This window comes from Streptomyces sp. NPDC093568, from assembly GCF_044764945.1.
Taxonomy (GTDB): Bacteria; Actinomycetota; Actinomycetes; order Streptomycetales; family Streptomycetaceae; genus Streptomyces.
The window spans coordinates 1-20,467 of the sequence record NZ_JBIWJD010000001.1; the positions used below are offsets into that span (position 1 = coordinate 1).

At 69.4% G+C, this 20,467-nt stretch carries 13 protein-coding genes, 1 tRNA gene and 2 rRNA genes; 13 read left to right on the top strand and 3 right to left on the bottom strand.

The features are described 5' to 3' along the window. The 4 genes from ACIRD7_RS00005 to ACIRD7_RS00020 form a co-directional block, all read left to right on the top strand. A 23S ribosomal RNA gene (locus tag ACIRD7_RS00005) occupies positions 1-97 on the top strand; the annotation flags it as partial. A 73-nt stretch (positions 98-170) separates the two neighbouring features. Then, positions 171-287: ribosomal RNA gene (rrf, locus tag ACIRD7_RS00010) — 5S ribosomal RNA — on the top strand. Between the two features lie 113 nt (positions 288-400). Then, entirely contained in the window at positions 401-1,063 is a 663-nt protein-coding gene (locus ACIRD7_RS00015) for a DegT/DnrJ/EryC1/StrS family aminotransferase (protein ID WP_403451578.1), read from the top strand. A gap of 76 nt (positions 1,064-1,139) precedes the next feature. Further along, positions 1,140-1,215, top strand: a tRNA-Thr gene (locus ACIRD7_RS00020). 43 nt (positions 1,216-1,258) lie between these two features. Here ACIRD7_RS00020 and ACIRD7_RS00025 read toward each other — a convergent pair. Continuing rightward, entirely contained in the window at positions 1,259-4,003 is a 2,745-nt protein-coding gene (locus tag ACIRD7_RS00025; protein WP_403447644.1) for a SpoIIE family protein phosphatase, read from the bottom strand. Positions 4,004-4,382: 379 nt separating this feature from the next. On the opposite strand from ACIRD7_RS00025, the gene ACIRD7_RS00030 reads away from it, so the two are divergent. From ACIRD7_RS00030 to ACIRD7_RS00070, 9 genes are all read left to right on the top strand, one after another. Beyond that, positions 4,383-9,860: a HAMP domain-containing protein gene (locus ACIRD7_RS00030; RefSeq protein WP_403447646.1), complete on the top strand. Its 5,478-nt coding sequence runs from the start codon at positions 4,383-4,385 to the stop codon at positions 9,858-9,860. A 244-nt stretch (positions 9,861-10,104) separates the two neighbouring features. Further along, positions 10,105-10,785 carry a two-component system response regulator gene (locus tag ACIRD7_RS00035; RefSeq protein ID WP_403447648.1) on the top strand — a complete coding sequence of 227 codons (681 nt, stop codon included), beginning with the start codon at positions 10,105-10,107 and terminating at the stop codon, positions 10,783-10,785. A 161-nt stretch (positions 10,786-10,946) separates the two neighbouring features. Continuing rightward, entirely contained in the window at positions 10,947-13,688 is a 2,742-nt protein-coding gene (locus ACIRD7_RS00040; protein ID WP_403447650.1) for a DNA translocase FtsK, read from the top strand. Between the two features lie 280 nt (positions 13,689-13,968). Next, positions 13,969-14,805, top strand: coding sequence for a helix-turn-helix domain-containing protein (locus ACIRD7_RS00045; protein ID WP_403447652.1), 837 nt, complete (start codon positions 13,969-13,971; stop codon positions 14,803-14,805). A gap of 94 nt (positions 14,806-14,899) precedes the next feature. Then, on the top strand, positions 14,900-16,381 hold the full coding sequence (rimO, locus tag ACIRD7_RS00050; protein ID WP_403447654.1) for a 30S ribosomal protein S12 methylthiotransferase RimO: 1,482 nt from the start codon (positions 14,900-14,902) through the stop codon (positions 16,379-16,381). Beyond that, complete coding sequence (pgsA, locus tag ACIRD7_RS00055) at positions 16,378-17,169, top strand: CDP-diacylglycerol--glycerol-3-phosphate 3-phosphatidyltransferase (protein WP_403447656.1); 792 nt, start codon at positions 16,378-16,380, stop codon at positions 17,167-17,169. The genes rimO and pgsA overlap by 4 nt, the downstream gene beginning before the upstream one ends. Next, positions 17,166-17,711, top strand: coding sequence for a CinA family protein (locus ACIRD7_RS00060; protein WP_403447658.1), 546 nt, complete (start codon positions 17,166-17,168; stop codon positions 17,709-17,711). The genes pgsA and ACIRD7_RS00060 overlap by 4 nt, the downstream gene beginning before the upstream one ends. A gap of 109 nt (positions 17,712-17,820) precedes the next feature. Beyond that, positions 17,821-18,201, top strand: coding sequence for a helix-turn-helix domain-containing protein (locus tag ACIRD7_RS00065; protein ID WP_030046881.1), 381 nt, complete (start codon positions 17,821-17,823; stop codon positions 18,199-18,201). 287 nt (positions 18,202-18,488) lie between these two features. Beyond that, complete coding sequence (locus tag ACIRD7_RS00070) at positions 18,489-18,749, top strand: hypothetical protein (RefSeq protein WP_403447660.1); 261 nt, start codon at positions 18,489-18,491, stop codon at positions 18,747-18,749. Positions 18,750-18,776: 27 nt separating this feature from the next. Here the strand turns inward: ACIRD7_RS00070 and ACIRD7_RS00075 are convergent, their stop codons facing one another. Both ACIRD7_RS00075 and ACIRD7_RS00080 read right to left on the bottom strand, forming a co-directional pair. After that, a complete protein-coding gene (locus ACIRD7_RS00075) occupies positions 18,777-19,541 on the bottom strand; it encodes an SDR family NAD(P)-dependent oxidoreductase (RefSeq protein ID WP_403447662.1) in 765 nt (254 codons plus the stop codon). A gap of 32 nt (positions 19,542-19,573) precedes the next feature. After that, positions 19,574-20,461, bottom strand: a complete 888-nt coding sequence (locus ACIRD7_RS00080) for an Fpg/Nei family DNA glycosylase (RefSeq protein WP_403447664.1) — start codon at positions 20,459-20,461, stop codon at positions 19,574-19,576. Between the last annotated feature and the right edge of the window lie 6 nt (positions 20,462-20,467).

The following is a 20,467-nucleotide window of genomic DNA, read 5'->3' on the forward strand; positions in this document are numbered from 1 at the left end:
GTAAGGCTCCCAGTAGACGACTGGGTTGATAGGCCGGATCTGGAAGCACAGTAATGTGTGGAGGTGACCGGTACTAATAGGCCGAGGGCTTGTCCATAGAGGCTCGCGTCCACTGTGTTGGTTCTGAGACAGCAACCGTGTTGTGTTTCCGGTTGACAGTTTCATAGTGTTTCGGTGGTCATAGCGTGAGGGAAACGCCCGGTTACATTCCGAACCCGGAAGCTAAGCCTTACAGCGCCGATGGTACTGCAGGGGGGACCCTGTGGGAGAGTAGGACACCGCCGAACTCCTTTTATCGGGTTGGACCCGGAACTTCGGTTCCGGGTCCAACCCTTTTTTGTTGTGCGTCACCTGAAGTTCACGTTGCGCAACCAACATCCCGCACATGGGTACTGCTGCAATGCTCAGGGCCGCCGGCGTCGGAGTCGGTGACGAGGTTGTCGTACCGGCCTTCGGGAACGTCGAAGTCGCCGAGGCCGTGGTCCTGGCCGGGGCGCTGCCGGTGTTCGCCGACATAGATCCGGTGACCTATTGCCTGGACGCCGTCGCCGTCGAGGCGGCCGTCACGTCGCGGACCGCGGCCGTGGTGGCCGTACACCGGTTCGGTCGGTCGGCCGATATCGCTCGGCTGCATGAAGTCGGGCAGCGGCACGGGCTGTTGGTGCTGGAGCAGGGCGAGTCCGAGGTGCCGTACGACGAGATCGCTCAGCGCCGGCAGCGGGCCTCTTATCTGGACGCCAAGCTCAAGGGCGTGCTGACGCCCGATGGCGGTGACGGGCACACCTACCAGCAGTACGTCGTGCGGGTGCCGGGGAACGGGCGGCCGGATCGCGACGCGTTCGCTCGGGCCGTGCGGGCCAGGGGAGTTGAGTGCCGGGTGCCGGTGAAGACCCCGGTGCATCGGCTTCCGGAGTACCGGCGGTGTGTGTCGCTGCCGGAGACCGAGCGGGCCGCTGATGAAACGTTGGCTCTGCCCGTCGACGCCTCGCTGACCAAGCGGGACATGCAGCGGATCGTGTCCGCCTGCAACGCACTCGGAGGACTTCTCCAGCCCGCGTTCTGATGGGTTTGGGAGCACGGGTGTGTTCGGGGTATGATCTATTCCGTTGCCGCGAGGGGAACTTCGCAAAAGGCAGCTGGCCCCTATAGCTCAGTCGGTAGAGCGTCTCCATGGTAAGGAGAAGGTCAACGGTTCGATTCCGTTTGGGGGCTCCACCAAAAAGGCCCCGCCCATTCGGGCGGGGCCTTTTTCATGCCCTCAGTCCTTGTGGATGCCCGGGACACGCATCGCCAGGATGGCCATGTCGTCGGACGGGGCGTCGGAGGCGAAGCGTTCGACCGCGCGCATGATGCGGGCCGCCACCGCGCCCGCCGTGAGGCCGGTGCAGGTGGTGAGGACGTCGGTGAGGCCGTCGTCGCCCAGCATGCGGCTGCCTTCACGGCGCTCGGTGACGCCGTCCGTGACGCACAGGAGGACATCGCCGGGGTCGAGGGTGACCGTCTGCTCGTAGAGCTCCAGGTCCTCCATGACGCCGAGCAGCGGCTGGGGTTCCGCGGCAGGCTCGACCGTGCCGTCCTGGCGGAGGCGGAGCGGCAGCGGGTGGCCGGCGCAGACCACCTTCAGCTCGGCGCTGCCGTCCTCCTGGGGCCTCAACTCGCCGTACAGCAGGGTCAGGAAGCGGCTGCGGGCGCCCTCGTCGAGGATGGCGGAGTTCAGGCGCTCCAGGACCGCCGGGCCGCTGAGGCCCTCGCGGGCGAGGAGCCGGAGCGCGTGCCGGGCCAGGCCCGTGACCGCCGCCGCGTTCGGGCCCGTACCGCAGACGTCTCCGATGGCGAAGCCGTAGGCACCGTCGCTGATCGGGAAGAGGTCGTAGAAGTCTCCGCCGACCTCGTTGCCCTCGCCGGCCGCGCGGTAGATGACCTCGACCTCGACGCCGTCGATCTCGGGGAGCTCGGGTGGCAGGAGGCTGCGCTGGAGGGACTGGCTGATGGCTGTGCGCTCGGAGTAGAGGCGGGCGTTGTCGAGGGCCAGGGCGGCCCTGCGGGAGAGGTCCTCCGCCAACTCCAGGATTTCCTGGCGGAAGTGCTCGTCCGTCGGCTTGCCCAGGGTGAGCATGCCGATGACTCGGTTGCGGGCCACCAGGGGCAGGACGACCGTCTCGCCGCCGACCGCGGACGCCGTGGCGAGGGTGGGGCCGATGCCGGCGCTGATGCGGCCGATGGGCTCGCCCAGGCCCAGGCTGCGCATGGAGGTGCGCAGGGCTGCCTGGTGGGCCGATTGGGCGGGGGCCGACCAGACGCGGGCGCCGGGGGTCGGGACGGGGTCCGGTGGGGCGATCTTCGACAGCAGGGACTTAATGCCGTCGATGAGTTCCTCGTCCTCGTGCAGGACGTACGACAGGTAGGGCTCCGAGGCCTGGTCGGCGATCGTGTAGACCGCGCACCAGGTGGCCAGGGTCGGGACCGTCATCTGGGCCATCAGGGCCAGCGTCTGGTCGCGGTCCAGGGTGCCGGCGAGGAGGTCGGAGGCCTCGACGAGGAAGCTGAGGGAGCCTCGGCGCAGGCGTTCGAGTTCGCCGAGGCGGGCCGATTCCACCGCCAGGGCGATGCGGTCGGCGGCGAACTGCAGGCGCAGCGCCTCCTCGTTGGAGTATCTGCCGGGGCCCTCCGCGGCGACGCCGAGGGAGCCGGTGAGGCGGCCCTCGACCTTCAGCGGGACCGTCACGACCGAGCGCATGCCCGTGCCGCGCAGCAGAGGGACGGCGCCGGGGACCATCGTGAGGTCCTCGTGGACGGCCGGCATACGGGCCGAGCCGTAGCGGCCGGGGCCTGCCTCGACGGGCACGCGGGCGAAGCGCTGGCGGGCGGAGGGCAGGCCGGTGGAGGCGCGGACCTCCAGTTCCGTCTCGTCGTCGGTCGCGAGCAGCAGGAAGGCGGAGTCGCCGTCGAGCATGTCGCGGGCGCGCTCCACCGTGCGCTGCAGGAGGCCGTCGAGGTCGTCCGGGGCCGGGGAGCCGATGAACACCTCGAAGGGGTCGGTGCTCTGGGCCTCGGAGGCGGTGTCGGAGGCGGGGACGCGCAACGGGGTCTGGAGGACCGCGCGTTCGTGGTCGCGGACCAGGAGGCAGACCGTGGAGGGCTCGCCACCGGTGTCGCGGACGCGGAGGTGGGAGGCGTACACCGGTGTGACGCGGCCGTTGGCGCCCCTTATGCCGTAGCTGCCTTCCCAGCGGGAGAGTTGGAGCGCCTCCGCGATGCCGGTGCTGGTGCCCGGGGTGTGCGGCCAGGCCGCGAGGTCGGTGAGGGGCTTGCCGACGACCTGCTCGGCGGCGTAGCCGAAGAGTTCCTCCGCGTCCTCGTTCCACGACGAGATGGCGCCCGTACGGTCGATCTGGACGACGGCGACACGGACGCGGCTGTCGGCCAGCGGGAGGAGGTCGGAGGGCAGGGACGGGCCCGCCGCCCGGGTACCCACCGGACGCTCGGGGAGGTCGAGTTGGAACCAGACCTGCTTGTGAGTGGGCGTGTACTCGACACCCCAGCGGCCGGCCAGGGCCGCGCACAGCTGGAGGCCGCGGCCGCCCTCACGGTCGGGGCTGCCCATGTTGACGGGCGAGCCCTGGAGCGGGATCTCGCGCTCCGGATACCGGTCGGCCACCTCGATCCGTACGCCCTCTTCACTGCGCAGGCACAGGACGTCCGCGGAGGTGCCGGCATGGACGACGGCGTTGGTCACCAGTTCACTGGTGAGGACGACGGCGTCGTCGACGATGTCGGCGAAGCCCCAGCCCTGGAGGGTGTCGCGGACGAAGGAGCGGGCGCTCGCGACCGATCGCCCGACGGGATCGAAGCTGGCTGCCGCACGCGCGGTGATCACTGAACTCCTCGTCCGGTTGTCGACGTGCAGGGCTCCCTGGCCGGCCGGCTCGTGCCGCTGGTGCGGCATGTGCGCGCCCGTCGGCCTTTCCGGGGATTGTCCCCCCGGGATCAGTCCGGTGGTCATGTCCGGCTGCCCCTCCGATTGCCCGCTCGTACTCCTCCTGTCACCGCCCAGGCCGGACGGGACCGGCGCGGCTGGACAGCCGCATGCAAGGTTACTTACCTTCGCCGTCCATGCGGATGCCGGTCGGCAGTGTTTCCGCCCGGAGGGTGTGCGGACGATGTGCGAAGCTGCCGAACTGTTATGGCCGGGTTCAGCAGGGGTGAAACACTGGGCAAGCTTCTTGTGAAGGTCCGGGCAGGCTGAGTGTCATTCGCGTACCGCGGGCAGCAGCACGTGGTGTGGCCTGGTATATCCGGCAGGACTACCCAGCGGTAATGGGTACGCCGAACAGTAGAACCCGAGCACGGCAGTAACGGTCGACCCCTGCGGGAGGGACACAGTGGAGTCTGGCGCAGCGACGCGGGGCACTAAGACGCGCGCGAAAGGCGGACAGTCCCTGAGGAACGAGCGCAAGACGCGTGGCGGGACCACTCCGGTGGACACGGCTGCCCTGAACCGGCTGCTGGCGGCCCTGGTGTCGATGCGCGACGGGAACTTCCGGAAGCGGCTCACGGTGTCCGGCGACGGCGTGATGTCGGAGATCGCCGCCGTCTTCAACGAGGTGGCCGACCGAAATCTCCACCTCACGGGTGAGCTGGCGCGGGTGCGCCGCATGGTCGGACGCGAGGGCAAGCTCACGGAGCGGCTGGAGACGGGTGCCTGTGAGGGCTCCTGGGCGGCCGCCGTCGACAACTCCAACGCCCTGGTCGACGATCTCGTACGGCCTGTCGCGGAGGTCAGTCGGGTGCTGTCGGCGGTGGCCGACGGTGATCTGTCGCCGCGTATGGAGCTGCGGACCCAGGCCCAGGACGGGAGCGGGCATCCGCTGCGGGGTGAGTTCCTCAAGGTCGGGCGGACTGTAAACAACCTTGTCGATCAGCTGTCCACGTTCACCGACGAGGTCACGCGTGTGGCCAGCGAGGTCGGCACGGAGGGCAAGCTCGGTGGGCAGGCGCGGGTGCGCGGGATGTCCGGTTCGTGGAAGGACCTCACGGACTCCGTCAACACGATGGCGTACCGGCTGACCGCGCAGGTGAGGGACATCGCGCTGGTGACGACGGCGGTCGCCAAGGGTGATCTGTCGCGGAAGGTCACGGTTCACGTGGCCGGCGAGATGCTGGAGCTGAAGAACACCGTCAACACGATGGTGGACCAGCTGTCGTCCTTCTCCTCCGAGGTGACGCGAGTCGCCCGGGAGGTGGGTACCGAGGGTGAGCTCGGCGGTCAGGCGCAGGTGCCCGGTGTGGCCGGGGTGTGGAAGGACCTCACCGATTCGGTGAACCTGATGGCCGGCAACCTGACGGCGCAGGTGCGAGGGATCTCGCAGGTGACGACCGCGGTCGCCAACGGTGACCTCTCGCAGAAGGTGACCGTGTCGGCACGCGGCGAGGTCGCGCAGCTCGCGGACACGATCAACCAGATGACCGAGACGCTGCGGATCTTCGCGGACGAGGTCACGCGTGTGGCCAACGAGGTCGGTGCCGAGGGGCGGCTGGGCGGCCAGGCGAACGTGCCGGGCGCGGCGGGGACGTGGAAGGACCTGACGGACTCCGTCAACACCGTGTTCCGGAATCTGACCATTCAGGTGCGGGACATCGCCGCCGTGACGACGGCGGTGGCGAGCGGTGACCTGTCGCAGAAGGTCACGGTCGACGTGGCCGGCGAGATGCTGGAGCTGAAGAACACCGTCAACGGCATGGTCGACCAGCTGTCGTCGTTCGGTGCCGAGGTCACGCGTGTGGCTCGTGAGGTCGGTGTCGAGGGTGAGCTGGGCGGGCAGGCGCAGGTGCCGGGCGCGGCGGGGACGTGGAAGGACCTGACGGACTCCGTCAACACCGCGTTCCGGAATCTCACCGGACAGGTGAGGAACATCGCCCAGGTCACCACGGCGGTGGCCAACGGCGACCTCTCGCAGAAGGTCACCGTGGACGTCTCCGGTGAGATGCTCCAGCTGAAGAACACCGTGAACACGATGGTGGACCAGCTGTCGTCCTTCGCCGACCAGGTCACGCGGATGGCCCGGGACGTGGGCACCGAGGGGCGGCTCGGCGGTCAGGCGGTCGTACCGGGCGTCGCCGGAACGTGGAAGGAACTCACCGACTCCGTCAACGGAATGGCAGGAAACCTGACTGCCCAGGTGAGGAACATCGCCCAGGTGACCACGGCGGTCGCCCGCGGTGACCTGTCCCAGAAGATCGACGTCGACGCGCGCGGCGAGATCCTGGAGCTGAAGAACACCATCAACACGATGGTCGACCAGCTCTCCGGCTTCGCCGACCAGGTGACCCGGGTGGCCCGCGAGGTGGGCACCGAGGGCCGGCTCGGCGGCCAGGCGCAGGTGCCCGGCGTCGCCGGTGTGTGGCGGGACCTGACCGACTCCGTGAACGGAATGGCAGGAAACCTTACGGCCCAGGTGCGCAACATCGCGCAGGTCGCCACCGCGGTGGCCCGCGGTGACCTCTCGCAGAAGATCACCGTGGACGCGCGCGGCGAGATCCTGGAGCTCAAGAACACGCTGAACACGATGGTCGACCAGCTGTCGTCGTTCGCGGAGGAGGTCACCAGGGTCGCCCGTGAGGTGGGTACGGAGGGCCAGCTCGGCGGTCAGGCCGAGGTGCAGGGTGTCTCCGGCACCTGGAAGGACCTCACCCAGTCCGTGAACTTCATGGCGAACAACCTGACCATCCAGGTGCGCAACATCGCCGAGGTCACGACCGCGGTCGCCAAGGGCGACCTGTCCAAGAAGATCACCGTCGACGCCAAGGGCGAGATCCTCGAGCTGGTCACGACGGTCAACACGATGGTCGACCAGCTGTCCAGCTTCGCCGAGCAGGTGACCCGGGTGGCCCGTGAGGTGGGCACCGAGGGCATCCTGGGCGGTCAGGCGCATGTGCCCGGCGTCGTCGGTATCTGGAAGGACCTCAGCGACAACGTCAACCTGATGGCCAAGAACCTGACCATGCAGGTGCGGAACATCTCCCAGGTTGCGGCGGCCGTCGCCAACGGTGACCTGACGCGGACGGTGACGATCGAGGCGCGCGGCGAGGTCGCGCAGCTCGCCGACACCTTCAACACGATGGTGAAGACGCTGAGTTCGTTCGCCGACCAGGTCACCAAGGTGGCCCGTGAGGTGGGCACGGACGGCATCCTCGGCGGGCAGGCGCATGTGCCGGGTGTGGCCGGCACGTGGAAGGACCTCACCGAGTCCGTGAACCAGATGGCGTCCAACCTGACCGGTCAGGTGCGCAACATCGCCCTGGTCACGACCGCCATCGCCAAGGGCGACCTGTCCAAGAAGATCGACATCGACGCTCGGGGCGAGATCCTCGAACTCAAGACGACGATCAACACGATGGTCGACCAGCTGTCGTCCTTCGCGGAGGAGGTCACCCGGGTCGCCCGCGAGGTGGGCACCGAAGGACAGCTCGGCGGTCAGGCACGCGTGCGTGACGTCGACGGAACGTGGCGGGACCTCACCGAGTCCGTGAACGAAATGGCAGGAAACCTTACTCGGCAGGTGCGCGCCATCGCGCGCGTGGCCACCGCGGTGACCCGGGGCGACCTGAACCTGAAGATCGACGTCGACGCGTCCGGCGAGATCCAGGAGCTCCAGGACTACATCAACAAGATGATCGCCAACCTGCGCGACACCACGATCGCCAACAAGGAGCAGGACTGGCTCAAGGGCAACCTCGCCCGGATCTCGGCGCTGATGCAGGGCCGCCGGGACCTGGAGGACGTGGCCTCGCTGATCATGAGCGAGCTGACGCCGGTGGTGACCGCGCAGCACGGCGCGTTCTTCGTCGCCATGCCGCTCCTCGACGGCAAGGACCTGGCCGCCGAGACCGACGACCAGTACGAGCTGCGGATGCTGGGGTCGTACGGCTACTCCATGGGCTCCATGCCGACGTCCTTCCGGCCGGGTGAGGCGCTCATCGGGACGGCGGCCGAGGAGAAGCGCACGATCCTGGTGGAGAACGCGCCCAGCGGCTATCTGAAGATCTCCTCCGGGCTGGGCGAGGCGCCTCCGGCGCAAGTGATCGTCCTTCCGGTGCTGTTCGAGGGCAAGGTGCTCGGTGTCATCGAGCTGGCCTCCTTCACCCCCTTCACGCAGATCCAGAAGGATTTCCTCAACCAGATCGCGGAGATGATCGCGACCAGCGTCAACACCATCTCCGTCAACACCAAGACCGAGGTGCTGCTCAAGCAGTCGCAGGAGCTGACCGAGCAACTGCGTGATCGGTCGGAGGAGTTGGAGAACCGGCAGAAGGCCCTCCAGGCGTCCAACGCCGAACTGGAGGAGAAGGCCGAGCTGCTGGCCCAGCAGAACCGCGACATCGAGGTGAAGAACACCGAGATCGAGGAGGCGCGGCAGGTCCTGGAGGAGCGCGCCGAGCAGCTCGCCGTGTCCATGCGGTACAAGAGCGAGTTCCTCGCCAACATGTCGCACGAGCTGCGTACGCCGCTGAACTCGCTGCTGATCCTGGCCAAGCTGCTCGCCGACAACGCCGAGGGCAACCTCTCGCCCAAGCAGGTCGAGTTCGCCGAGACCATCCACGGCGCCGGCTCCGACCTGCTCCAGTTGATCAACGACATCCTGGACCTGTCGAAGGTCGAGGCGGGCAAGATGGACGTCTCGCCGACGCGTATCGCGCTCGTCCAGCTCGTCGACTACGTGGAGGCCACCTTCCGGCCGCTGACCGCGGAGAAGGGCCTGGACCTGTCCGTACGGGTCTCTCCGGAGCTGCCCGCCACGCTGCACACGGACGAGCAGCGGCTGCTGCAGGTGCTGCGGAACCTGTTGTCCAACGCGGTGAAGTTCACCGACTCGGGTTCGGTCGAGCTGGTCATCCGGCCGGCCGGGATGGACGTGCCGCAGGTCATCCGGGAGCAGCTGCTGGAGGCCGGGTCGCTGACCGAGGCGGACGCGCCGCTGATCGCGTTCTCCGTGACCGACACCGGCATCGGGATCGCGGCCAGCAAGATGCGGGTCATCTTCGAGGCGTTCAAGCAGGCGGACGGCACCACCAGCCGCAAGTACGGCGGCACGGGTCTGGGGCTGTCCATCTCGCGGGAGATCGCGCAGCTGCTCGGCGGTGAGATCCACGCGCAGAGCGAGCCCGGACGCGGCTCCACGTTCACCCTGTATTTGCCGCTGCACCCCAGCGAACTGCCTCCGCAGGGTTACCAGCAGCAGCTGCCGCCCCTCGACGCGGGCGCCCTGGTGGCCTCGGCGGCCGACCTGGCGGAGCTGTCCGACGTCGAGATCGAGACACCCGCCGAGGTGCGCTCGTACCGCGAGACGCAGAACGGCGCCGCCGCGCTCTTCAGGCGCCGCCGCAGGGCCGCCAACGAGCTGGAGCAGCGTCCGGCGCAGCTGGAGCAGTGGTCGGCGGCGGAGCAGCAGGACCGGGCGCCGCAGCCGCGCCGGGGCATCCGGTTCGGCGGGGAGAAGGTGCTGATCGTCGACGACGACATCCGCAACGTCTTCGCGCTGACCAGCGTCCTGGAGCAGCACGGCCTGTCGGTGCTGTACGCCGAGAACGGCCGCGAGGGCATCGAGGTCCTGGAACAGCACGACGACGTGGCGGTCGTCCTGATGGACATCATGATGCCGGAGATGGACGGGTACGCGACGACCACGGCGATCCGCAGGATGCCGCAGTTCGCCGGGCTCCCGATCGTCGCGCTGACCGCCAAGGCGATGAAGGGTGACCGGGAGAAGGCGATCGAGTCGGGCGCCTCCGACTACGTGACGAAGCCGGTCGATCCCGATCATCTCCTTGCGGTGATGGACCAGTGGATGAGGGACCAGTGACAACGGCCGAAAGTGTTCACGCGGAGTTGCTGACTCAGTGTGCTCGAAGCCGTGTAGAAGTGCGGGATACGGGGAACCTTCTGGTCTCCTGCTGCGTTTCTGCTACGTGCACAGTGACATCGCGGTGACAGGGTGTGGCGACAGGCGGGGTGCGGCTACCATGACCGGCACGAGGGCGGGCGGCGTAAGGGAGTCGTCCCCTGGGGCGGAGCCCGGTGCACTGCCGGGGCGAGGAGGGCGGGCCATGGTGCAGAAGGCCAAGATCCTCCTGGTCGATGACCGGCCGGAGAATCTGCTGGCGCTGGAGGCGATCCTCTCTGCGCTCGATCAGACCCTGGTGCGGGCATCGTCCGGGGAGGAAGCGCTCAAGGCACTTCTGACGGACGATTTCGCGGTCATTCTGCTGGACGTTCAGATGCCGGGAATGGACGGTTTCGAAACCGCGGCGCACATCAAGCGGCGGGAACGGACCAGGGACATCCCGATCATCTTCCTCACCGCGATCAACCACGGCCCGCATCACACCTTCCGCGGCTACGCGGCCGGCGCGGTGGACTACATCTCCAAGCCGTTCGACCCGTGGGTGCTGCGGGCGAAGGTCTCCGTGTTCGTCGAGCTGTACATGAAGAACTGCCAGCTGCGGGAGCAGGCGGCCCTGCTGCGGCTCCAGTTGGAGGGCGGCGGCAAGTCCGCCGGCGCGGAGTCGAAGGAGCCGGCGGGCCTGCTCGCCGAGCTGTCCGCGCGCCTCGCCGCCGTCGAGGAGCAGGCCGAGGCGCTGTCCAAGCAGCTGGACGACGACTCGGCGGACGCGGCCGCGGTGGCCACCGCGGCCCATCTCGAACGCAAACTGACCGGGCTGCGGCGGGCGCTGGACGCCCTGGAGCCCGGCACCGGGAGCACCTCGTCGGTGTCCTCGCAGAACTGACGTCGTGAAGGCAACGGTTGACGGGCCGGCGGCGTCGGCCCGTCCCGCGCGTGACGGGGCGGTGAACCGGCGTCAGTTCGCCGCCCCGGCAAGGGCGACACGAACGGGTGAAGCAGTGGGCACACGTGTCCGCCGTCTTCCACACCGGTAACCTCACCTCCATGGCCTCACGTTCCTCCGCAGCCAAGAAGCCGCCCGCGAAGAAGGCGGCCGCTTCAGCGAAGGCTCCGGCGAAGAAGGCCGCCGCCAAAAAAGCCCCCGCGAAGAAGGCGCCGGCCAAAAAGGCCGCGGCCAGGAAAGCCGCGCCTCCCAAGCCCGCGCCCAACCCCACCGGGGGCGTGTACCGGCTCGTGCGCGCCGTCTGGCTCGGGCTCGCGCACGCGGTCGGCGCCGTGTTCCGCGGCATAGGGCAGGGCGCGAAGAACCTCGACCCGGCCCATCGCAAGGACGGCATCGCGCTGCTGCTGCTCGGCCTCGCGCTGATCGTCGCCGCCGGCACCTGGTCCAATCTGCGCGGTCCCGTCGGCGACCTCGTCGAGATCATCGTGACCGGCGCCTTCGGCCGGCTCGACCTGCTCGTGCCGATACTGCTCGCGGTCATCGCCGTGCGGTTCATCCGGCACCCAGAGAAGCCCGAGGCCAACGGCCGCATCGTCATCGGCCTGTCCGCCCTCGTCATCGGCGTGCTCGGCCAGGTCCACATCGCCGTCGGCTCGCCCGCCCGCAGCGCCGGCATGCAGGCCATAAGGGACGCCGGCGGGCTCATCGGCTGGGGGGCGGCGACCCCGCTGACGTACGCCATGGGCGAGGTCCTCGCCCTGCCGCTGCTCGTGCTGCTCACGATCTTCGGGCTGCTGGTCGTCACGGCCACGCCGGTCAACGCCATCCCGCAGCGGCTGCGGCAGTTGGGCATCAAGCTCGGCATCCTGCCCGACCCCGAAGAGCACGACGACGAGTACACCGAGGACGAGCAGCGCTACGACGACCAGTGGCGTGAGGCGCTGCCCGCGTCGCGCGGCCGCAAGCGCGCTCCGGCCCGCGAGGCGTACGACCCCGACGGCGCCGAGCAGGACGCCCTCTCGCGGCGTCGCGGGCGGCCGAGGCGCTCCGCGGTGCCGCAGCCCGAGATGGACCGTCCCATGGACGCTGTGGACTTCGCGGCGGCCGCGGCCGCCGCACTCGACGGCGCCGTCCTGCACGGGATGCCGCCCTCGCCGATCGTCGCCGACCTCACCCAGGGCGTCAGCGTGGGCGACCGCGCCGAGACCACGCCGGTGCCGACGCCCGTGCCGGCCGCGCGGCCCAAGCAGGAGAAGCTGCCGAAGAGCGAGGTCCCGGACCTCACGAAGTCCGGCGTGCCGGACCTCACCAAGGCCGCGCCCGAGGAGACGCGCGACCTGCCGCCGCGTGCCGAACAGCTCCAGCTCTCCGGCGACATCACCTACTCGCTGCCGTCGCTCGACCTCCTGGAGCGCGGCGGGCCGGGGAAGGCGCGCAGCGCCGCCAACGACGCCATCGTGGACTCGCTCACCACCGTCTTCACCGAGTTCAAGGTCGACGCCAGCGTCACCGGCTTCACGCGCGGGCCGACGGTCACGCGCTACGAGGTCGAGCTCGGGCCCGCGGTGAAGGTCGAGCGGATCACAGCGCTGACCAAGAACATCGCGTACGCCGTCGCCAGCCCGGACGTGCGGATCATCAGCCCGATCCCGGGCAAGTCGGCGGTCGGCATCGAGATCCCGAACACCGACCGCGAGATGGTCAACCTCGGTGACGTGCTGCGCCTCGCGGCCGCCGCCGAGGACGACCACCCGATGCTGGTGGCGCTCGGCAAGGACGTCGAGGGCGGCTACGTGATGGCCAACATCGCGAAGATGCCGCACGTGCTGGTCGCCGGTGCGACCGGTTCCGGTAAGTCGTCGTGCATTAACTGCTTGATCACTTCGATCATGATGCGCGCGACCCCGGAGGACGTCCGGATGGTGCTGGTCGACCCCAAGCGGGTCGAGCTGACCGCCTATGAGGGCATCCCGCACCTGATCACGCCGATCATCACCAACCCGAAGCGCGCCGCGGAGGCGCTCCAGTGGGTCGTACGGGAGATGGACCTCCGCTACGACGACCTGGCGGCGTACGGGTACCGGCACATCGACGACTTCAACGAAGCCGTGCGGAGCGGCAAGGTGAAGTCGCCGGAGGGCAGTGAGCGCGAGCTCCAGCCGTACCCGTACCTGCTGGTGATCGTCGACGAGCTCGCCGACCTGATGATGGTCGCCCCGCGTGACGTCGAGGACGCCATCGTGCGCATCACGCAGCTCGCGCGCGCGGCCGGCATCCACCTGGTGCTCGCCACGCAGCGGCCGTCCGTGGACGTCGTCACCGGTCTCATCAAGGCGAACGTCCCCTCACGCCTCGCCTTCGCCACCTCCTCGCTCGCGGACTCGCGGGTCATCCTCGACCAGCCCGGTGCCGAGAAGCTCATCGGCAAGGGTGACGGACTGTTCCTGCCGATGGGCGCCAACAAGCCCACCCGTATGCAGGGCGCGTTCGTGACCGAGGAAGAGGTCGCGGCCGTCGTCCAGCACTGCAAGGACCAGATGGCCCCCGTCTTCCGGGACGACGTCACCGTCGGGACCAAGCAGAAGAAGGAGATCGACGAGGAGATCGGCGACGATCTCGACCTGCTGTGCCAGGCGGCGGAGCTGGTGGTCTCCACGCAGTTCGGGTCGACGTCGATGCTCCAGCGCAAGCTGCGCGTCGGGTTCGCCAAGGCCGGGCGCCTGATGGACCTCATGGAGTCGCGGAACATCGTGGGGCCCAGTGAGGGCTCGAAGGCTCGTGACGTTCTTGTGAAACCTGACGAGCTGGACGGCGTGCTCGCGGTGATCCGCGGGGAGGCTTAGAGCGAGCCCGACGCGGAATACGGGAGGCAGTGGTCGCCTCGCGGGTGGGTACCTGATGAGCCGATGTCCGATCGTGACCCACCCGTAAGGGATCATTGAGCAACCGTTTCCCTTCGACGTACGTCAAGTTGAGCGAAGCGACAATCCAGTACCCCACCATCGGCGTGTCCGGCCATTCTGATGGCGTATAAAGTCCCACCGCCCGGTTGCCCCACCCTTTCGTACCCCCCCTAGACTGAACCTCCAGCACAGGTGGCTTAAACGCTCGAAAGGCGCCCCCGTGTCCATCGGCAACTCCCCTGAAGACGAGCGTCCGTTCGAAGACGTGTCCGACGAACCCCGTACCTCGATCGGCCGAGCCCTGAGGCAGGCACGCATCGACGCCGGGATGACCGTCGACGACGTCACCAACGCCACCCGGGTCCGCATCGCCATCGTGCAGGCCATCGAGGCGGACAACTTCGCCCCCTGCGGCGGCGACGTGTACGCCCGCGGCCACATCCGGACCCTGGCCAAGGCGGTCCACCTCGATCCGGCCCCGCTTCTCGCCCAGTACGACGCCTCGCACGGCGGACGGCCGGCGCCCACCCCGGCGGCCCCGCTGTTCGAGGCGGAGCGCATCCGTCCCGAGCGCCGCGGGCCGAACTGGACCGCGGCCATGGTCGCCGCGATCGTCGCGGTGGTCGGGTTCGTCGGGTTCACCGCGTTCAAGGGTGACGGCGAGGGCGGAAAGTCGTCGGTCGCCGAGGGCGGCTCGACGCCGACGTCCGACAAGACCACGCCCACTCCGAAGACCGACAAGCCCAAGGACCCCAAGCCCGAGCCTTCGGACAGCGCCATCGCCGCCGTGCCCCAGGACAAGGTGACCGTCCAGGTCAGCGCCGCTGACGGACGCAGCTGGATCGCGGCCAAGGACCACAACGGCCGGTTCCTCTTCGACGGCCTCCTCAAGCAGGGCGACACCAAGACCTTCCAGGACAGCGAGAAGATCAACCTGGTCCTCGGTGACGCGGGCGCGATCGACCTGTTCGTCAACGGCAAGAAGATCGAGGACGACTGGCAGCCGGGCGCCGTGGAGCGTCTCACGTACACGAAGGGCGACCCTCAGGCGGGATAAGTCCGGCTGAAAGGGCGAGCTGAGGACGGGGTTGGCCAAGATCGGCCAACCCCGTCGACGTGGGCTGTCAGTGAGACAAAGTAGTCTTGAGCCCATGCCTGAACGCCGTACCGTCGCACTCGTCACTCTTGGCTGCGCCCGCAATGAGGTGGACTCTGAGGAGCTCGCAGGCCGCTTGGAGGCGGACGGCTGGGACCTCGTGGAGGACGCCGCGGACGCCGACGTCGCCGTGGTCAACACCTGTGGCTTCGTCGACGCCGCCAAGAAGGACTCCGTCGACGCGCTCCTGGAGGCCAACGACCTCAAGGGCCATGGAAGAACCCAGGCCGTCGTGGCGGTGGGCTGTATGGCCGAGCGGTACGGCAAGGATCTCGCCGAAGCCCTCCCCGAAGCCGACGGCGTGCTCGGCTTCGACGACTACGCCGACATCTCGGACCGCCTCCAGACCATCCTGTCCGGCGGCATCCACGCCTCGCACACCCCGCGCGACCGGCGCAAGCTGCTGCCGGTCAGCCCGGCCCAGCGGCAGGAGTCCGCGGCCGCGGTCGCGCTCCCCGGGCACGCGCCCGCCGACCTTCCGGAGGGGCTCGCTCCGGCATCCGGCCCGCGTGCGCCCCTGCGCCGCCGCCTCGACGGCGCCCCCGTCGCCTCGGTGAAGCTCGCCTCCGGTTGCGACCGGCGTTGTACCTTCTGCGCCATCCCGTCCTTCCGCGGCTCCTTCATCTCGCGCCGACCCAGCGACGTACTGAACGAGACGCGCTGGCTGGCCGAACAGGGCGTGAAGGAGATCATGCTGGTCTCCGAGAACAACACCTCCTACGGCAAGGACCTCGGCGACATCCGCCTGCTGGAATCCCTGCTGCCCGAGCTCGCCGAGGTCGACGGCATCGAGCGGGTCCGCGTCAGCTACCTCCAGCCGGCCGAGATGCGCCCCGGCCTGATCGACGTGCTGACCTCGACGCCGAAGGTCGCCCCGTACTTCGACCTGTCCTTCCAGCACTCCGCGCCCGACGTGCTGCGCGCGATGCGCCGTTTCGGCGACACCGACCGCTTCCTGGAGCTGCTCGACACCATCCGCGGCAAGGCGCCCCAGGCCGGCGTGCGCTCCAACTTCATCGTCGGGTTCCCCGGCGAGACCGAGGCCGACCTGGCCGAGCTGGAGCGCTTCCTGAACCACGCGCGGCTGGACGCGATCGGCGTCTTCGGCTACTCCGACGAGGAGGGCACCGAGGCCGCGACCTACGACAACAAGCTCGACGAGGACCTCGTCGCCGAGCGGCTGGCCCGGGTCTCCCGGCTGGCCGAGGAGCTCGTCTCGCAGCGGGCCGAGGAGCGCCTCGGAGAGACCGTCCACGTGCTGGTGGAGGCGGTCGACGCGGAGGACGCCGACGAGGGTGCGGACGGCCGTGGCGCGCACCAGGCGCCGGAGACGGACGGCCAGGTGCTGCTCACGAGCGGCGCGGGGCTGCGTGTCGGTCGTATGGTCGAGGCGAAGGTGGTCGGTACGGAAGGCGTCGACCTGGTGGCCGAGCCGCTGCAGGGCACGCTCGCGTGTAGTGAGGAGGCGGCCAGATGACCGGAGTTCCGGCGTCCGCCGCGAGCGGTCCCTCCCAGGCGGGTGCGGCAGGCAAAGCGAGCGCGATGGGGTCGCCCAAGGCCGGTTCGTCCAGGGCGGGCGGCTCGAAGGCCGGGGGCGCCGAGAGCGGCGTCCAGGGCGGCGCCCAGGACGGTGGGAAGTCGCCGCGCGGCGGGAAGATCGCGGCCGCTGCCGTCAACCAGGCCAGCGTCTGGAACATCGCCAACCTTCTGACCATGCTGCGGCTGGTCCTCGTGCCGGGGTTCGTCGCGCTGATGCTGGCCGACGGCGGATACGACCCGGCGTGGCGCTCGCTCGCCTGGGCCGCCTTCGCCATCGCCATGATCACCGACCTCTTCGACGGTCATCTGGCCCGCTCGTACAACCTCGTCACCGACTTCGGGAAGATCGCCGACCCCATCGCCGACAAGGCGATCATGGGGGCGGCGCTGATCTGTCTGTCGGCACTTGGCGATCTGCCGTGGTGGGTCACCGCCGTCATCCTCGGCCGGGAACTCGGGATCACGCTTCTTCGTTTCCTGGTCATCCGGTACGGCGTGATCCCGGCGAGCCGCGGCGGCAAGCTGAAGACGCTCACCCAGGGCGTGGCCGTCGGGATGTACATCCTGGCGCTGACGGGGTGGCTCGCCACTCTGCGGTGGTGGGTGATGGCCGCGGCGGTCGTCCTGACCGTGGTGACCGGACTCGACTATGTGAGACAAGCCATTGTGCTGCGCAGGCAGGGGATCGCCGAGCGCAAGGCCGCGTTGGAGGAGACCGAAGCGTGAGTTCCCCGGCCACCGACGTGGTGCGACTACTCACAGTGAAGAGTGAGACGCTCGCTGTCGCCGAGTCGCTGACCGGCGGACTGGTTGCGGCGGAACTCACAACCGTCCCTGGAGCATCAAGGGTCTTCCGGGGTTCGGTGACCGCCTACGCAACCGACCTCAAGCACCGGATGCTCGGCGTCGACGCCTCCTTGCTGGCCCAGCACGGGGCGGTGAATCCGCAGGTCGCGGCCCAGATGGCGGCCGGTGTGCGCAGGGCGCTGGGAGCCGATTGGGGCATTGCCACGACCGGTGTCGCGGGGCCCGATACGCAGGACGGACACCCCGTGGGGACCGTTTTCGTGGCCGTTGACGGGCCCGTCGGCGCTGGTTCCGGTTCCGCCGGTGGCGGAAAAGTGGAGGCCCTGCGGTTGAACGGCGGCCGCGCGGAAATTCGTATGGAGAGTGTACGGAGCGTACTCGCACTGCTTCTGAAGGAGCTTGCGAGCGAACACACTGGGAATGAGCGGGCACAGGATACGGAACAGAACGGGGGGTTTTGATGTTTGCAGCCCTGAGTGAACACGACATCGCTCCCCGCACGGCCGCGGCGCAAGGCGGTACGGTGGGGCGTGAAGGATGCGGCTACGCGGTCCGAGGAGGGAGCCACCGATGATTCTGCTCCGTCGCCTGCTGGGTGACGTGCTGCGTCGGCAGCGCCAGCGCCAGGGCCGTACTCTGCGCGAAGTCTCCTCGTCCGCCCGAGTCTCACTCGGCTATCTCTCCGAGGTGGAGCGGGGGCAGAAGGAGGCTTCCTCCGAGCTGCTCGCCGCGATTTGCGACGCGCTGGACGTACGGATGTCCGAGCTCATGCGGGAAGTGAGCGACGAGCTCGCCCTCGCCGAGCTGGCCCAGTCTGCTGCGGCCACACCCAGCGAGCCTGTACCCGCGTCGGTCCGTCCGATGCTGGGTTCCGTGTCGGTGACCGGCGTGCCACCGGAACGGGTGACCATCAAGGCGCCTTCCGAGGCGGTGGACGTGGTCGCCGCGTGACAGCGGCGCCGGTGCGTATGGGCTGACCATGCGCTGAGGAGTTGTGTGAGGCCCCGGCCGGGGCTGCTCCAGGGAGACCTGGGGGAGTGCGGTCGGGGTTTCGTGCTGTTCGGGGGCTCCACGTCCGTTTGCCGGGGTGCGGCCCGGCGGCCATGGTGGGGGTGACGGTGTGGCGTGACGGCGCCTGACGCACGGTGAAGGCATTGGCCCGCGCTGCCTCCGTGTGCCGTCGGTGCGCCCTCCCGGCCGCTGGACGGGCGGCCTAGCCTCGGGCTGGAGGTGAGCGGATGGCACGGCCGATAGCGCGCTGGGGGGCGGCTCTCGCCTTCGGGGCGCTGTGGTGGTGGGCCGTACTGCGGCTCGCGCTGGTGCCGGCCGCGGGGGCGCCGGAGGCGGCCGTCGCCGCCGGGGGGTGGGGGCTGAGTCTGCTGCCGGTGCACTGTGTGCCGAAGACGCGGGCGGGAGGGGCCATGGATCCGCGGCAGTGGGGGCGGGCATGGCGGGCGGGGCGGGGGGAGCGTACGGATCGGGTGCAGGGGGTCGGGTAGCCGGGTGAGCGGGGTGGCTGACGCCGGCTACCAGGGCATCGCCACGCCGCCGTTCGGACGCAGGATCTGGCCGGTGGTGAAGGACGACGCGTCGGACGCCAGATGCAGCACCGTGTGGGCGATGTCCTCCGGTTCGCCGACCCGGCCCAGGGGCGACATCCGGGCCATGAACGCCTCGGTCTGGGACTGTGCCGCGCTGTCGTGGCGGTCGGTCATCGGTGTGCGGATCCAGCCCGGGGCGACGGCGTTGACGCGGATACCGTGCGCGCCCACCTCCGTCGCCAGAGTCTTCGTCAGCTGTACGACTGCCGCTTTGGCGGCGCCGTAGCAGAGCAGGCCGGGGCCTCCGGTGTCCACGGCGCCCGAGGCCATGGTGACGATGCTGCCCCGGATGCGCTGGGCGAGCATTGCGCGGGCGGCCTCCTGGCAGGCGTAGAGCACACCCTTGAAGTTGACGCTCAGCACGCGCTCGAGGTCCTCGTCGCGGGTCTCCAGGACCGGGCTGCTGTGCATGATCCCGGCGACCGCGGCCATCACGTCCAGGCGGTCGCAGGAGGCCACGGCCCGGTGGAGCTGTTCGCGGTCGGTGACGTCGAGGTGGTGGGTGTGGGCCGTGCCGCCGGCCGCTTTGATCAGGGTCGCCGTCTCGTGCAGGCCCTGTTCGTCGCGGTCGGCGCAGTGCACGGCGGCGCCGGCCTCGGCGAGCAGCACGGCCGAGGCGCGGCCGATGCCGCTGGCGGCGCCGGTGACGAATGCGGTGCGTCCGGTGAGGTCGTACGCCTTGACGGCCATGAATCGACGGTACGAGTGAATCTGACGGGTCGTCAATTAGTTGTACGGCGCGGGGTGGTGTGGGGCCCGCTTCGGGAGGCGGTCCCGGGCGGGGTGCTCGGGGCCGGGCCTGCCTGGCAGCTGGGGCACCAATAGGTGGGGCGTTCGCGGGAGCCGTCGCCCTGGTCGGCCACGCGGATCGGGGTGGAGCAGCGCAGGCAGGGGCGGCGGGCGCGGCCGTACACGAAGAGGTCCTGGTTGCGGTAGCCCGTCGTGGTGCGGATGGGGCGGTCGCGGTTGGCTTCCAGGAGCTTCTTCGCGAGCACGGGCAACTGGGCCGTGTGCTCCGCGGGCAGTGCGCCGACGGGGAGCCAGGGAGTGACGCGGAGCAGGAAGCAGAGCTCGCTCTTGTAGACATTGCCGACGCCGGCGAGGTTGCGCTGGTCCAGCAGGGCCTCGCCGAGAGGGCGGGCGGGGTCCGCCAGGAGGTTGGCGAGGGCGCGGTCCGGGTCCCAGTCCGGGCCCAGCAGGTCGGGGCCGAGGTGGCCCACGGCTCGGTCCTCCTCGGCGGTGCGCAGGAGCTCGAGGACGGGGAGCCGGTAGCCGACGGCTGTGTGGGCGGGGGCAGGGGCCGGCGCGGTCGGGTCGGGGGCGGCGACGAGGACCACGCGGATCTGGTGGTTGGGGCCGCCGGTCCAGCGCTGCTGGTCGGCGAAAACCTTCCAGGTGCCCTCCATGCCGAGGTGCGAATGGATGGTGAGGCCGCCCTCGACGCGGGTGAGGAGGTGCTTGCCGCGTGGGGTGACCTCCAGGACGGAACGCCCTGTGAGGTCGACCGTGGCGTACTGGGGGACACGGAAGTCGGTGCGGGTCAGCGTTCTGCCCGCGAGGGCGGTGTGGAGCCGCTTCGCGGTCTGCCAGACCGTGTCACCTTCGGGCATGGGTCA